14 protein-coding genes and 1 riboswitch are annotated in these 13,321 nt (G+C 39.3%); of the genes, 2 read left to right on the top strand and 12 right to left on the bottom strand.

The window, feature by feature from the left end; all coding sequences use genetic code 11:
• Position 1: 1 nt before the first annotated feature.
• From IGK53_RS03650 to IGK53_RS03635, 4 genes are all read right to left on the bottom strand, one after another.
• Positions 2–757: an alpha/beta hydrolase gene (locus tag IGK53_RS03650; protein WP_002308573.1), complete on the bottom strand. Its 756-nt coding sequence runs from the start codon at positions 755–757 to the stop codon at positions 2–4.
• A 102-nt stretch (positions 758–859) separates the two neighbouring features.
• Complete coding sequence (gene secG / locus IGK53_RS03645) at positions 860–1,096, bottom strand: preprotein translocase subunit SecG (RefSeq protein WP_002292802.1); 237 nt, start codon at positions 1,094–1,096, stop codon at positions 860–862.
• 117 nt (positions 1,097–1,213) lie between these two features.
• Positions 1,214–1,492, bottom strand: coding sequence for a GNAT family N-acetyltransferase (locus tag IGK53_RS03640; RefSeq protein ID WP_002300467.1), 279 nt, complete (start codon positions 1,490–1,492; stop codon positions 1,214–1,216).
• 112 nt (positions 1,493–1,604) lie between these two features.
• Positions 1,605–2,573 (bottom strand): alpha/beta hydrolase, encoded by a 969-nt coding sequence (locus IGK53_RS03635; RefSeq protein ID WP_002313487.1) that lies wholly within the window; start codon positions 2,571–2,573, stop codon positions 1,605–1,607.
• 214 nt (positions 2,574–2,787) lie between these two features.
• Positions 2,788–2,832, top strand: a riboswitch (PreQ1 riboswitch).
• A gap of 23 nt (positions 2,833–2,855) precedes the next feature.
• Between IGK53_RS03635 and IGK53_RS03630 the strand changes: the two genes are divergently transcribed.
• Complete coding sequence (locus tag IGK53_RS03630; protein WP_073357427.1) at positions 2,856–3,830, top strand: nucleoside hydrolase; 975 nt, start codon at positions 2,856–2,858, stop codon at positions 3,828–3,830.
• Between the two features lie 4 nt (positions 3,831–3,834).
• Positions 3,835–4,410, top strand: a complete 576-nt coding sequence (locus tag IGK53_RS03625) for an ECF transporter S component (RefSeq protein ID WP_047937050.1) — start codon at positions 3,835–3,837, stop codon at positions 4,408–4,410.
• Positions 4,411–4,474: 64 nt separating this feature from the next.
• Here the strand turns inward: IGK53_RS03625 and IGK53_RS03620 are convergent, their stop codons facing one another.
• The 8 genes from IGK53_RS03620 to IGK53_RS03585 all read right to left on the bottom strand — a co-directional run bounded on the left by IGK53_RS03620 (position 4,475) and on the right by IGK53_RS03585 (position 13,217).
• Entirely contained in the window at positions 4,475–5,614 is a 1,140-nt protein-coding gene (locus tag IGK53_RS03620; protein ID WP_271104443.1) for an ArgE/DapE family deacylase, read from the bottom strand.
• A gap of 219 nt (positions 5,615–5,833) precedes the next feature.
• The gene (locus IGK53_RS03615; protein WP_002346068.1) at positions 5,834–6,196 is read right to left on the bottom strand and encodes a hypothetical protein; all 363 of its coding nucleotides are present in this window, start codon (positions 6,194–6,196) and stop codon (positions 5,834–5,836) included.
• Between the two features lie 2 nt (positions 6,197–6,198).
• Positions 6,199–6,999 (bottom strand): YiiX/YebB-like N1pC/P60 family cysteine hydrolase, encoded by an 801-nt coding sequence (locus IGK53_RS03610; protein ID WP_080489342.1) that lies wholly within the window; start codon positions 6,997–6,999, stop codon positions 6,199–6,201.
• 511 nt (positions 7,000–7,510) lie between these two features.
• Positions 7,511–8,809 carry a phosphopyruvate hydratase gene (gene eno / locus IGK53_RS03605; protein WP_002292812.1) on the bottom strand — a complete coding sequence of 433 codons (1,299 nt, stop codon included), beginning with the start codon at positions 8,807–8,809 and terminating at the stop codon, positions 7,511–7,513.
• A 115-nt stretch (positions 8,810–8,924) separates the two neighbouring features.
• Positions 8,925–9,680: a triose-phosphate isomerase gene (tpiA, locus tag IGK53_RS03600; RefSeq protein ID WP_073357425.1), complete on the bottom strand. Its 756-nt coding sequence runs from the start codon at positions 9,678–9,680 to the stop codon at positions 8,925–8,927.
• A gap of 103 nt (positions 9,681–9,783) precedes the next feature.
• Positions 9,784–10,974 carry a phosphoglycerate kinase gene (locus IGK53_RS03595; protein WP_002292817.1) on the bottom strand — a complete coding sequence of 397 codons (1,191 nt, stop codon included), beginning with the start codon at positions 10,972–10,974 and terminating at the stop codon, positions 9,784–9,786.
• A gap of 109 nt (positions 10,975–11,083) precedes the next feature.
• Positions 11,084–12,085, bottom strand: a complete 1,002-nt coding sequence (gap, locus tag IGK53_RS03590) for a type I glyceraldehyde-3-phosphate dehydrogenase (protein ID WP_002292818.1) — start codon at positions 12,083–12,085, stop codon at positions 11,084–11,086.
• A gap of 40 nt (positions 12,086–12,125) precedes the next feature.
• Complete coding sequence (locus IGK53_RS03585) at positions 12,126–13,217, bottom strand: sugar-binding transcriptional regulator (protein ID WP_002316430.1); 1,092 nt, start codon at positions 13,215–13,217, stop codon at positions 12,126–12,128.
• Positions 13,218–13,321 lie beyond the last annotated feature (104 nt).

Genomic DNA, 13,321 nt, shown 5'->3' with positions numbered 1-13,321 from the left:
TTTATTCCTCATTCCAAGGTAATTTTTCTAAAAATTCCAACACGTCTTTTTCTAATTCGCGTCTTGCTGTGCCAACTGTAATCACATGACCGCTTTCAGGATACCATTGAAGTGTCACCCGTTGGCGGCTCAATTTGCGTGCCGTTTCAAATACACCATTTGGGTCGATCATTTCATCTTTCCCAGCTTGAGCTAAAAATATCGGCTGTTGGATATCTGATAGTCTACTTTCTGCGATTGCTGCTTGGTCTTGTATATCCATTAATTGATGTTCAGCTAACGAGCGATAAGACACTGCTTTTTCATTGATTTCTTTTTCAGATTTGCCTGCTATCTTCAGCACTTGACGTACATATTTTTCAAAATTTTCAGGCACGTTTGTTTTTACAGGAGACAGGGGCGAACAGAAAAAACCGCCGCCAATTACTGATTCTTCTTCTAGTGCCCGTACAGCAAAGATGCCACCCATCGATAGTCCCAATACGGCAATATCAGAAAACTGTTCAGACTGTAAAAAATGGATGGCTTTTTTAGTATCTGCCCACCAGATTTCTGCTTTTTCTTGCAAGATATCATATGGCTCCATCGTTCCATGTCCTTTAAATAGCGGCGCATAGACTGTATAATCTGCTTTTTCTAAAAACCGTGCGAGCATCCGGACATCATTTGGACTTCCTGAGTACGCATGAAGCAGCAAAACTGCTCGTTTTCCATGTTTTGCATAAAGGGGTTTTGGTAATTGTTTCACTCGTTTCACCTCTTTCGCCTCATTTTACCATAGTTTCTTTCATAACTTCTTCTTAAGCGTTCTCTTTGCAATAAAAAAAGCCGCCCGCCGTTGTGCGAGAGGCTTATTCGACTACTTCGAAGATAAAAATGCTAGGACAAATAATAAGATCATCCAGACAGCTCCCATGACTGCAGTTGATCGCTGCATGACAGCTTCAAAGCCGCGAGCTTTTTGTTTGCCGAATAGTTGATCCGCACCGCCGGTAAATGCACTCGCTGCACTATTTTGCTTGCTTGGCTGCATCATAATCGCAATGACCATAACAATTGATAAAACGATCACGATTCCCAAAATTAAATTATACATATAGCAGCCTCCTTCCCAAAAGATATCGTCTCTTTAACTTTATCATAGATAAAACTCCGTGACAACTCTATATAAATGGAAAAACAGCTGAAAGTGCAAAACTTTCAGCTGTTATTATTATGATTGGCGTAAGACGTCATGATATTCTGGTTTCTTCTCAAACTCTTTTTTTGCGTAAGGGCATAAAGGGATGATCTTTTTCCCTTCACGTCTTGCTAGTTCTACTCCAGTATACACTAGCTTTTCAGCTAATTTTTGACCACGATATGCTGGATCGACAAATGTATGGTCAATGATCATGATGTCTGGCCCCGCATCCGACCATGTCATTTCTCCGATTTCTTGTTGCTCATCATTGAATAAAGCAAGACGATTTTTTTCCTCTTTGATTTCCATATGCCGCACTCCTCAAATAACTGATATTTTTTTATTCCTACCTTATTTTAACAGTCTCCTGGTCTATAAACAATTATTTATCCTCGGATTGCTTACAAAAAGGAAGAGGAAATCAATCCATCGTTATTCTTTGTTCAATAAATGAAAAAATCACTGTCCAATAGGTCTTCGGATCTTTCATCGATGCTTCCAAATGTTCTGCTTCTGGAACAAGCAGTAATGCTTTATCCCCTGCCGTAGCGTTTTGAATCGTGTATGCTGCTTCTGTAGGAACAAAATGATCTCTTTCACTATGGATGACTAACAAAGGCAAATGGTTACTACCAAGCTGTCTTGTAGCTGATGCTTGCTTTAAAGAATAACCTGCGTATTTCTGAGCATAGTGATTCGCATATCTCATAATCATTTTTTTAGGAAAGACCGTGATTTTACTTAACATGTACCGAAATTCCGCATAAACAGAAACATATCCGCTGTCTAAGATAAATCCTTTGACTGCAGATGGAAGCTTTTCACCACTTGCCATCATAATTGTAGAAGCGCCCATTGAACCCCCGTGCAAAATAATGGATGCATCTGGTTGTTCATCTAAGATGAGTTGGATCCATGCAATTAAATCTAGCCGGTCTAGCCATCCCATTCCGATGATTTCTCCTTCACTTTCTCCATGCGCACGTAAATCGGGTATAAGAACGTTGAATCCTTTCTCTGCATATCTTTTACCTATATGAGACATATCTCTTTTCCCTGTACTTCGATAATCATGTACACAAATGACCCATTTATTCTGCTGAGTTGGTTGGATGAACATCTGTCCAGCTAGTTTCAACCCGTCATAACTTTTGATCGTTTTCGGTATTCCTTGTTCCCAGAAGCTTTCACACTCTTCTTCTAATTTTTGTCGCTTTTTTTCTACTGACGTGACTGCAGCAGGATCCATCAAGCGGTGCCCAGTGTCTTCATACCAGTCATAGCCTCTCTGAACTCCCGCTCTTACTAATTTCTTTGCATAAAAATAAGAAAGAAAATGGTAACTGATTCCTATAATTATCAGAATAAGAATGAAATAAAAAATAACCATCGTACACCCGCCGCTTTCTGCCAAACTATAATCTATTTATTATACAATATACCGATCAATAGGATTCTTTTTCTTCGGCACACGTAAATTCCATTTCCTTTTCATTGTATCATTTACTTAAAGTTCTTCTCAATAGATTTACTTGTAAGAGAGCATTTACATTCACAATAAAAGCCAGTATACTAATTTCGTGCATTATAAACAAGACGCTCGTCTTGGACTGGTTCGGAAACTTCCCAGAATAAAAAACTAAGTATCTCTAAAGAAAGGAGATTGGAAATAATGCGAAAAGTAATTATTGATTGCGATCCAGGGATCGACGACACTTTAGCTTTATCACTAGCTGTCAAATCCCCTGATATCGAAGTAGTTGCTATTACCGTCGTTTGCGGGAATGTCCCTGTAGATATCGGTACGCAGAATGTGCTGAAATGTTTGGAACGCTGTGATCGTTTAGATATTCCTGTTTATCAAGGAATGGAAAAACCTTTGAAGCAACCTTTCATTAGTGCGCAAGACACTCATGGGTTGGATGGATTAGGGGACACAAATTTCCCGATGGTCTTAGCAAAACAGGCAGAATCGCTCCATGCAGTTGATTTTCTGGCTGATTATTTCAAAGAAAAAACAGATACATCAGTCATTGCTTTGGGTCCTTTGACCAATATCGCTTCTGCTTTGAAAAACAATCCATCTGTTGGAAAACATATGGATCGTTTTGTCTCAATGGGCGGAACTTACAAAAGCCATGGTAACTGTTCACCAGTTGCTGAATACAATTACTGGTGTGATCCTGAAGCAGCTTCTTATGTATTCGAGAAGCTCAAACAACCGATAGAAATGGTTGGGTTAGATGTGACAAGAGAAATCGTCTTGACACCGACTATCCTTGAATATTGCTGCCAAATGAATCCTGAAGAGGGAGAGTATCTAAAAGCGATCACTCGTTTTTATTTTGACTTTCACTGGAAACAAGAAAGAATCTTGGGGTGTGTCATCAATGATCCATTAGCTGTTGCTTATTTTATCGATGAGTCCATCTGTGAAGGCTTTAAAAGCTTCACTGCTGTAGAAACTCAAGGACTAAGTCGTGGACAAACATTGGTTGACCGTTATGAATTTTGGCAGAAACCTGCTAACAGTAAAATTATGACAAAAGTAGATACTCGTCTTTTTTTCCAAAAGTTTTTAACCGTTCTTTTAAATGCACAAGAAGAAACGATTATGAAAGATTTGGAAAGGTTAAAGATGGGCTGACAAAATGAATAAAAACAAGATGGCAACTCGCGTACTTACAATGATGGCTTTGTGTATTGGGATCAATTATGTTGGAGGAACGATTGCTTTATGGCTTCGTTTGCCAATCTATCTAGACTCTATTGGAACGATTTTTGCTGGCGCGTTACTTGGTCCCATACCAGGAATGTTGACAGGACTATCCAGTGGGGTATTAAGCGGGGTGACTACAGATATTTTTTCACTGTATTATTCACCGATCCAAATCCTCACAGGTTTGTTGGCTGGATTGATTTTACCAAGGTATCTCGACAAAGATAAAAAACGTTTGAAACTTTTATTACTCGCTTTGATTTTGTCTGTACCTGGAACGATCGTTTCTTCGATCATTACCGTTCAGTTATTTGGCGGAATCACTTCCTCAGGATCTAGCATGATCGTCCAATTGTTACATGGGTTAGGTTTCGATCAAACCATCAGTGTGATCTTGGTACAGGCGGGCACAGACTACCTTGACCGTCTGCTATCTATCGTCGTTGTTACATTAGTCATCACTATGTTGCCGCAGCGCTTGATATATTCCAAGAGAAAAATAGGATGAACAAACAGAGCCAAATGAGCAAAAAGTTGCTCATCTGGCTCTATTTTTCATCGATTAAAAAAACTTACGCTAAGTAAGATAAAATAATGGCTTGATATTTTTCGATCATATCTAAATAATTATCGAGCTCGACATACTCATCTACTTGATGAGGCAAAGTAACGACACCAGGCCCAAAGACGACAAAATCGAAGGAGTGGTCAGCTTTTGTAAATTCGGCTGCATCTGTGGTTGCTGCCGCTCCAACTAAAGGTAATGGCTGACTGAATTGTTGCTGAATGCAATGAATCAAAGGAGAATCTGGATCAGCTTTGACAGGTATTTTGTTGTAATCGATCGTCAATTCCAAATGGTAGTCTGTCTCTTCATTCAATTCCTTGACGATTGATTGCAGTAATGTAATGATTTTATCATTTGGATATTCAGGAATCGATCGTATATTCCCTTGAAGCTGCGCGTGGCTCGGAATGCTGTTTACTTGATTGCCGCCGCTGATCAACGTGACATTATGGATTGTTTTTCCTAAGACGGGATTCTCGATTGTTTCAGCGAGGTAATTCATTTCAGCATTTGCTTTCGTAATGAATTCATTTAGATGATTGATCGCATTATAGCCTTGGTCTGGCATAGAGCTATGCGCTTCTTTTCCGTGCGAGATGACCGTATAGTTGATTGATCCCATGTGTGTGTACATCAAACTGTAATTAGTTGGCTCTCCGATGATCAAGGCATCTAAGTCATCCACATAGCCTGCTTTCGTGAGCTGTTCCCCACCTAATTCACCCACTTCTTCTCCGACAGTGGCTAATAATTTGACTGTTCCGTTAAATGCTTTTCCTGACTCTTTGAGCTCGATCATGGCAATCACCATCGCCGCCAAGCCACTCTTCATATCTGTAGCACCACGTCCATACAAACGATTCCCATGGATTTCTGCTGCAAAGGGCGCATAGGTCCAAGACGATTCATCCCCCGCCGCCACGACATCCATATGACCAGATAGGCCTAACACTTTTCCTGATTGCCCTTTTTGGAATTGAGCAATCAGATTATCTCTACCATTACTGTAAGAAACGATTTCACCTATTATGCCATGTTTTTCCAAAATCTTATTCAAATAAGCTGCTACTTCGCCTTCGTTCCCATTCACTGATTTTATTCGGATGATCTCTTGTAAAATCGCAATTTTTTCTTCTTTTTTCATCTAATCTTCTCCTTTGCTGTTTCTTTTATTGTATTGGAGTGCACCTAGATTTACAAATAAGAGAGGCCACAGAAAAAAAGGGCGTGACAAAAGCAGCGTCACATTCCCCTTTTCCAAGTAAATGGCTTTCCAATTCTTGCCTCTACGCTAGTAAATCCAACCAAGTAAAAAAACAAGAGAAGCTACTTCGTTGAACTGTTCTTCTATAGTCAAATCATTTTATTCCTCATCATTGAAAATAAGAGTATCACATGATCTATAGCTACTCCTACTTACGTAATAACCACGTAGCCAATTATTTTCTTCAAGAGAGTAGTCATATTCATACACATACACACTATTCCTTACCATGAAAAAAATACTGACACCGCCTCTACCACTTTTCGTATCTTTCACCACTCTTGAAATAAAAATATCATAATCGGTTAATTGGTATTCCTCCTCTAATAATTGATACAGTGCTCGTGTAGCTATATGTTTCTTGATTGGAAATTGATAGAGCCATGTACCCCCTAACAGTAAACCTATCGAAATAAAAATCTTAGAACAGTAATTTCTTTTTTTAGAAATCCTCCTTCTCATCATCAATTCTCCCATGTTAAGATATGGATCGCTCTTTCATCAAAATAATCAGGAAGATCGTATGGCAAAGCAATAAGCGGCTGATACATCCCTCCTACTTGCACGGCAGCCGAAGCATACCAATAAGCTTGCCAGACGATTTTAGAACAGTAAGTCGGATCCATCCCAAAAATATTTGTAGTTATCCCATATTTATAATTTTTATCATTGTAATTATCTAATGCCCATCGAGCAGCTAATCTTGGTTGATATTGTTCTGCGACCCGATAGATTTTCGTCCAAGTACCTTTTTTTCCATAAGCTGATTCCCATTCTAGAACGCTCATTGTTTTTGGTGGTTTTCCTGATCCTTCAATTGAAAGGATCTGATTTTTCCCCACACTTCCTAAATAAATCCCAGCATGTCCAGTGACTCCCCAAAAACTAGTGTCGTTCGTAATCAAAATATCTCCATAATACATTTTTGTCCTTGCATTTCTAAATTCTGGAGCGACTGGATCCGTTGGAGGTTCTGAGGTGGCTAACTGCGTAAAAAGCTCAAAGGTCACATCTTCTTCTAAGACCCCTAACGCTTTATATTCCTCATACTTCGTTCTTAACTCGATTTCGTCCATACAGTTTTTAGAGAGGCGTTTCAATTTGGCTTGCTGTTGCTCGTTTTCTTCAAATCTATCAAGTTCTTCTCCAAGTAAGGCATTTCTCGTCAAATATTCTTCTACTTCATCTGCGTGCGCTTTGGGTGTTACTACGATAACAAGTCCTATTAACCCGATAAGACCCAGTATCTTCAAAAATTTTTTCATTTTTCTGTCTCCCTGTTCAAATGATTTTTATCGAAAGAGGAAGATTGCCATCCCCTTTTTGAAGAGAATCATCCTATCCGAGCGTAAAAGGATATGAATGAAACGAAGACTGCTTCCTCCTCTCTTATTGTTCTATCCTTAAAAGGTCCTATACGATGTTATCTCTTGATCACTGACTTTTTTCGATACGATTGTCTCGTATCGATATTTGTAAATACTATATACAAAAGCCAGTTACAAAAATAAAATTATGAGTTATTTTTAATAAATACGGATATTTATATAATAGGGTTTATATGATATATATAAATAAACGGTTGTTATTATAATAATTTATGTACTCTCCCGATTTTTCTGTTCTTAAAAAAGAGATTTATTCATCAAATGATTTTCACAACAAAAAAACTCTCTACTTGCTGAAATCAGCAGGTAGAGAGTCTGATTACTTAACTAAGTGATCATGCTCGTCTATCTTTCAATCGGTCGATCATGTATCTTCATTAGAAAAGAATTATTTGTTTTTCAAGTTGTAGAAAGATTTCAAACCTTTGTATTCTGCAACTTCACCAAGTTGGTCTTCGATACGTAGTAATTGATTGTATTTAGCAATACGGTCAGTACGTGATAGAGAACCTGTTTTGATTTGACCAGCGTTTGTTGCAACAGCGATATCAGAGATTGTTGAATCTTCTGTTTCACCAGAACGGTGAGATACAACTGCTGTGTAGCCAGCTTCTTTAGCCATTTCGATTGCTTCGAAAGTTTCTGTTAATGTACCGATTTGGTTCACTTTGATAAGGATTGAGTTAGCAATTCCTTTTTCGATACCTTCAGATAATTTTTGAGTGTTTGTTACGAATAAGTCGTCACCAACTAATTGAACTTTGTCGCCTAATACGTCAGTTAATTTCTTGAATCCGTCCCAGTCGTTTTCGTCTAATCCGTCTTCGATTGAGATGATTGGATATTTAGAAACTAATTCTTCGTAGAATTTGATCATTTCGTCAGTTGTTTTTTCGCCTTCGCCTGAGTCAGCTAGTACGTAAACGCCTTTTTCTTTGTCGTAGAATTCTGAAGAAGCAGCATCCATAGCAAGAACAACGTCTTTACCAGGTACATAGCCAGCTTTTTCGATTGCTTCGATGATTACTTCGAAACCTTCTTCGTTTGAACCAAGGTTTGGAGCAAATCCACCTTCGTCACCAACAGAAGTTGCTAATCCGCGAGCTTTCAAGATTGAAGCTAATGCGTGGAATACTTCAGCACCCATACGTAGAGCTTCTTTGAATGTTGGAGCGCCAACAGGCATGATCATGAATTCTTGGAAGTCGATTGAGTTATCAGCATGTGATCCGCCGTTGATGATGTTCATCATTGGTGTTGGCAATACTTTCGTGTTGAATCCGCCTAGGTAGTGGTATAAAGGTACTTCTAGGTAGTCAGCAGCTGCACGTGCAACAGCGATAGAAACACCTAAAATAGCGTTCGCACCTAATTTACCTTTGTTAGGAGTTCCGTCTAAAGCGATCATAGCTTTGTCGATAGCCATTTGGTCACGAACATCGTAGCCAATGATTGCTTCAGCAATGATGTTGTTTACGTTGTCGACAGCTTTAGTTACACCTTTACCGCCATAACGAGCTTTGTCTCCGTCACGTAATTCAACTGCTTCGTATTCACCAGTTGAAGCACCTGAAGGAACCATTCCGCGGCCAAAAGCTCCGCTTTCTGTGTATACTTCTACTTCGATTGTTGGGTTACCACGTGAGTCTAAGATCTCGCGAGCGTAAACATCAGTAATAATTGACATGTTTTGTCTCTCCTTTGAGTTTGTTTTTTCCTAAGGGATTTCCCTCATATACGATTTTAGTTAATTTTGCTCATTAGTGCAAACATTTCTTGCATTTTTCGCAAATTTTCACCAATTATTTTACAGCGTCTAACAATGACAAGAATGAATCTGCTTGCAAGCTTGCGCCGCCGACTAAAGCACCGTCAACATTTTCTTTTGCCATGTATTCAGCAATATTTTCTGGTTTTACAGAACCGCCGTATTGGATACGAACAGCTTCTGATACTTCTTTTCCATAAAGTTTTTCAACTGTTTGACGTACAACACCACAAATTTCGTCAGCGATTTGTGCGTCAGCTGATTTACCAGTACCGATTGCCCAGATTGGTTCATAAGCAATCACCATGTTTGACACTTGCTCAGCTGAAAGATCAGCTAAACCAGCTGTAATTTGTCCTTCGATCCATTCAGCAGTTTTGCCTACTTCATATGTTTCTAAAGATTCGCCACAGCATAAGATTGGTGTCATACCGTTTGCAAAGATAGCTTTTGCTTTTTTATTGATGTCTTCGTCTGTTTCATGGAAATATTCACGACGTTCTGAATGTCCGATGATCACATAGTGAACACCTAGATCAGCAAGAGCTGCTGGTGAAGTTTCACCAGTGAACGCACCTGAGTTTTCCCAGTAGCAGTTTTGTGCTGAGATTTTTAGTTCTGTACCTTCAGCTGATGTCATTAATTCTTGTAAGAATAATGCAGGAGATCCGATGACTGAATCAACCTTGTCATTTGAAGGGATTTTGTTTTTTACTGCTTCAGCAAATTCTTTTGCTTCGGATGCAGTTTTGTTCATTTTCCAGTTACCTGCGATAATAGGTTTACGCATTGAGGAACACACTCCTTAATTTATTGAAAAATGGCTAGGGAGTCATGAAAACTCCCTTCACCTTTTGATCGATTACTCGTCAGAATAGAGCAAAATTGGCTGTTTATTTATCGTTGATTGCTGCTAGTCCTGGTAATTCTTTACCTTCAAGCAATTCCAAGCTTGCGCCGCCACCTGTTGAGATGTGTGTGAATTTGTCAGCAAAACCTAATTGTTCTGCTGCTGCAGCTGAGTCTCCTCCGCCGATGATTGTTGTTGCGCCTTCTAAGTTAGCGATTGCTTCACAAACACCGATTGTACCTTTAGCAAAGTTACTCATTTCAAATACACCCATAGGTCCGTTCCAAACAACTGTTTTTGCACCTTGTAATGTATCAGCAAATAATTTTACTGATGCTGGGCCGATGTCTAAAGCCATCAAACCGTCAGGAATGTCTCCTTCGATTACTTGTGTTTCTACATCATTTGAAAATTCTGGTGCACAGACATTGTCGATTGGCAAGACAAGTTTGTCGCCTGCTTTTTCGATCAATTCTTTTGCTAGTTCTACTTTGTCAGCTTCTACTAGAGAGTTACCGATCTTGATTCCTTTTGCTTCGTAGAATGTGTAAGTCATTCCGCCACCAATCAAGATTTTGTCTGCTTTAGGAATCAAGTTTTCGATTACGCCGATTTTATCAGAAACTTTTGCGCCACCAAGGATTGCGATCATTGGGCGTTTTGGTTCTTCTACTGCTTCACCGATGAACTTGATTTCTTTTTCCATCAAGAATCCAGCAACTGTTGGGATACCAGTTGAAGCGATACCTACGTTAGAAGCATGCGCACGGTGAGCTGTACCGAAAGCATCGTTAACAAATACATCACCTAATGAAGCCCAGTATTTTCCTAGCTCTGTATCGTTTTTGCTTTCTTTTTTACCGTCAACATCTTCAAAACGTGTGTTTTCAAATACGACAACGTCGCCATCTTTCATGTTGCGGATTGCTTCTTCTAATTGTTCTCCGCGAGTTTCAGGTACGAATGTTACTTCTTTACCTAATAATTCGCCTAGACGTTTTGCAACTGGAGCTAAAGATTTTCCTTCTTTATCTTCTTCTGTTTTTACACGTCCAAGGTGAGAGAAAAGGATTGCTTTTCCGCCTTGTTCTAAAACGTAGTTGATTGTTGGCAATGCTGCTTTGATACGAGTGTCGTCAGTGATCACGCCGTCTTTCAAAGGAACATTGAAGTCAACACGGACAAGAACTTTTTTGTCTTTTAAATCGATATCTTTCACTGTTTTCTTAGCCATTTTATTTCCTCCTGAATAAACTTATTATCAAAAAAAGCGGAAGAAGCGCGATTGCTTCCCCGCTTTTAAATGTACATGTCTATCATTTACACTTGTACGTTTGTCTATCTTATAAGTTAGCGAAGTATTCTAAAGTACGTACTAATTGTGCAGTGTATGACATTTCGTTGTCGTACCAAGCAACAGTTTTAACTAATTGTTTGTCGCCAACTGTCATTACTTTAGTTTGTGTAGCATCAAATAATGAACCGTAAGTCATACCAACGATATCTGAAGAAACGATTTCGTCTGTGTTGTATCCGTAAGATTCGTTTGAAGCTTCTTTCATTGCTGCGTTGATTTCGTCAACAGTTACTTCTTTTTCAAGAACTGTTACTAATTCTGTTAATGAACCTGTTGGTACAGGAACACGTTGAGCAGCTCCGTCTAATTTACCGTTCAATTCAGGGATTACTAAACCGATAGCTTTAGCAGCACCTGTTGAGTTAGGAACGATGTTTGCAGCAGCAGCGCGTGCACGGCGGAAGTCACCTTTAGGATGAGGTCCGTCTAGAGTCATTTGGTCACCTGTGTAAGCGTGGATAGTTGTCATTAATCCTTCAACAACACCAAATTTGTCGTTCAATGTTTTAGCCATAGGAGCTAAACAGTTAGTTGTACATGAAGCACCTGAGATAACTGTTTCTTTACCAGTTAATGTTTCGTGGTTTGTGTTATAAACGATTGTTGGAACATCGTTTCCGCCAGGAGCAGAGATAACAACGCGTTTAGCACCAGCTGTCAAATGTTTTTCAGCTGCTGATTTAGAAGTGAAGAAACCAGTACATTCTAGAACGATATCTACGCCTAGTTCGCCCCATGGTAATTCTTCTGGGTTGCGGTTAGCTAATACTTTAACTTCTTTTCCGTTTACGTTGAATGAACCTTCATGAACTTCAACTGTTCCGTTGAAACGTCCTTGAGTTGTGTCGTATTTTAACAAGTGTGCCAACATTTTAGCATCTGTCAAGTCGTTGATTGCTACTACTTCGATTCCATCTACATCTTGGATACGACGGAATGCTAGACGTCCAATACGTCCAAAACCATTAATACCTACTTTAACTGTCATTTAAGATTTCCTCCTTATGAAAATCAAAAAAATATTTATTTTAAAGGGTTACCCCTTTTAAAATCTCGTTTGCAGCAGCTTCATCAGTGATGAGCCACGTTTGTTTTGGTGCATTTTTCATATAAGCTCGAATTGCTTTGGCTTTTGATTTTCCGCCCGCTATCGCCATGATGATTGGGACTTTCGCCAAATCTTGCAATTCTATGCCGATCCTAGGGACCTTATAAACAACTTCGCCTTTTTCATTGAAAAAGTAGCCAAAGGATTCCGCTACAGCATTTGCTTGTTTCAGCATGACTAATTCTTTTTCAGTCATCTTTCGACGTGCTGCCATGTGTAATGCACGCCCAATACTATGAATAACACAATTCGCCTCACTAATCAAGTTTAAGACTTCTTGGATAGATGGCTCATTGAGTAAAGAATTGTAAGTTGCCAGACTTAATTGCTCCGGAACATAAAGTGCACGGTGGTTTCCGTTTGCTTTGGCAGCCATTCTTGCACTGACAGAATTTGCCTGTACAGTTATCGCTTCACCGATCCCGCCTCTTGCAGGGACAAATAGGTTATGCCGTTTTTTATTTTCCAGATTAGACAACTGTTCTGCTACAACTGCCATGGTGGTTCCTCCCATCACAGCGATGATATTCTCGCCTTCCGGAAGCAGTCGGTCTAAGGCTTCACTCAGCGCTTCGCCGAATGCATCAGCCACTTTGGTTTGCTCTTCGCTGTTTCCTGAAACAACGATACAGCGCTGATTACCAAAATATTCTGCCAACTGTTGTTCGGTTTGATGCGTACCTAAAAGCTGATCCATGAAGTTTTCAAGACTTTGATAAACTTCTTCACCCTTAGTTGTCAGCGTCATACCGCTTTTTGAGGTATCGATCAAATTCAGATTTTTCAAAAGGTCTGTTTCTGTTCGCAATACTCGTTCTGTTATCCCCATACTTTCTGATAAACTTCGACGTCCAATCGGCTGCATCCAATAGATATTTCGTAAAATTTTATAGCGTTCTTGCAACACTTCGATAATATCTGGTGCAACAGATTCAATCATTTTTATTTCATCTAGCATAGCGATCTCCTTAGTTGGACACTTTGCGTCCAATGTAGACTTAAAACGACCCATATACGATAAAAAAAAGAAATTAACTTTTCGAATTTCACATCAATAAAGGGAAATCTCAACCTCACGACTGTTAGTCTAACAGTTTTGCTTTCGTTTTTCAACTA

It is taken from the genome of Enterococcus sp. DIV1224, assembly GCF_050555455.1.
Classification (GTDB): domain Bacteria; phylum Bacillota; class Bacilli; order Lactobacillales; family Enterococcaceae; genus Enterococcus_B; species Enterococcus_B lactis.
Note: the sequence above shows the minus strand (reverse complement) of the source record. Positions and strands in the feature narration are given on the sequence as shown.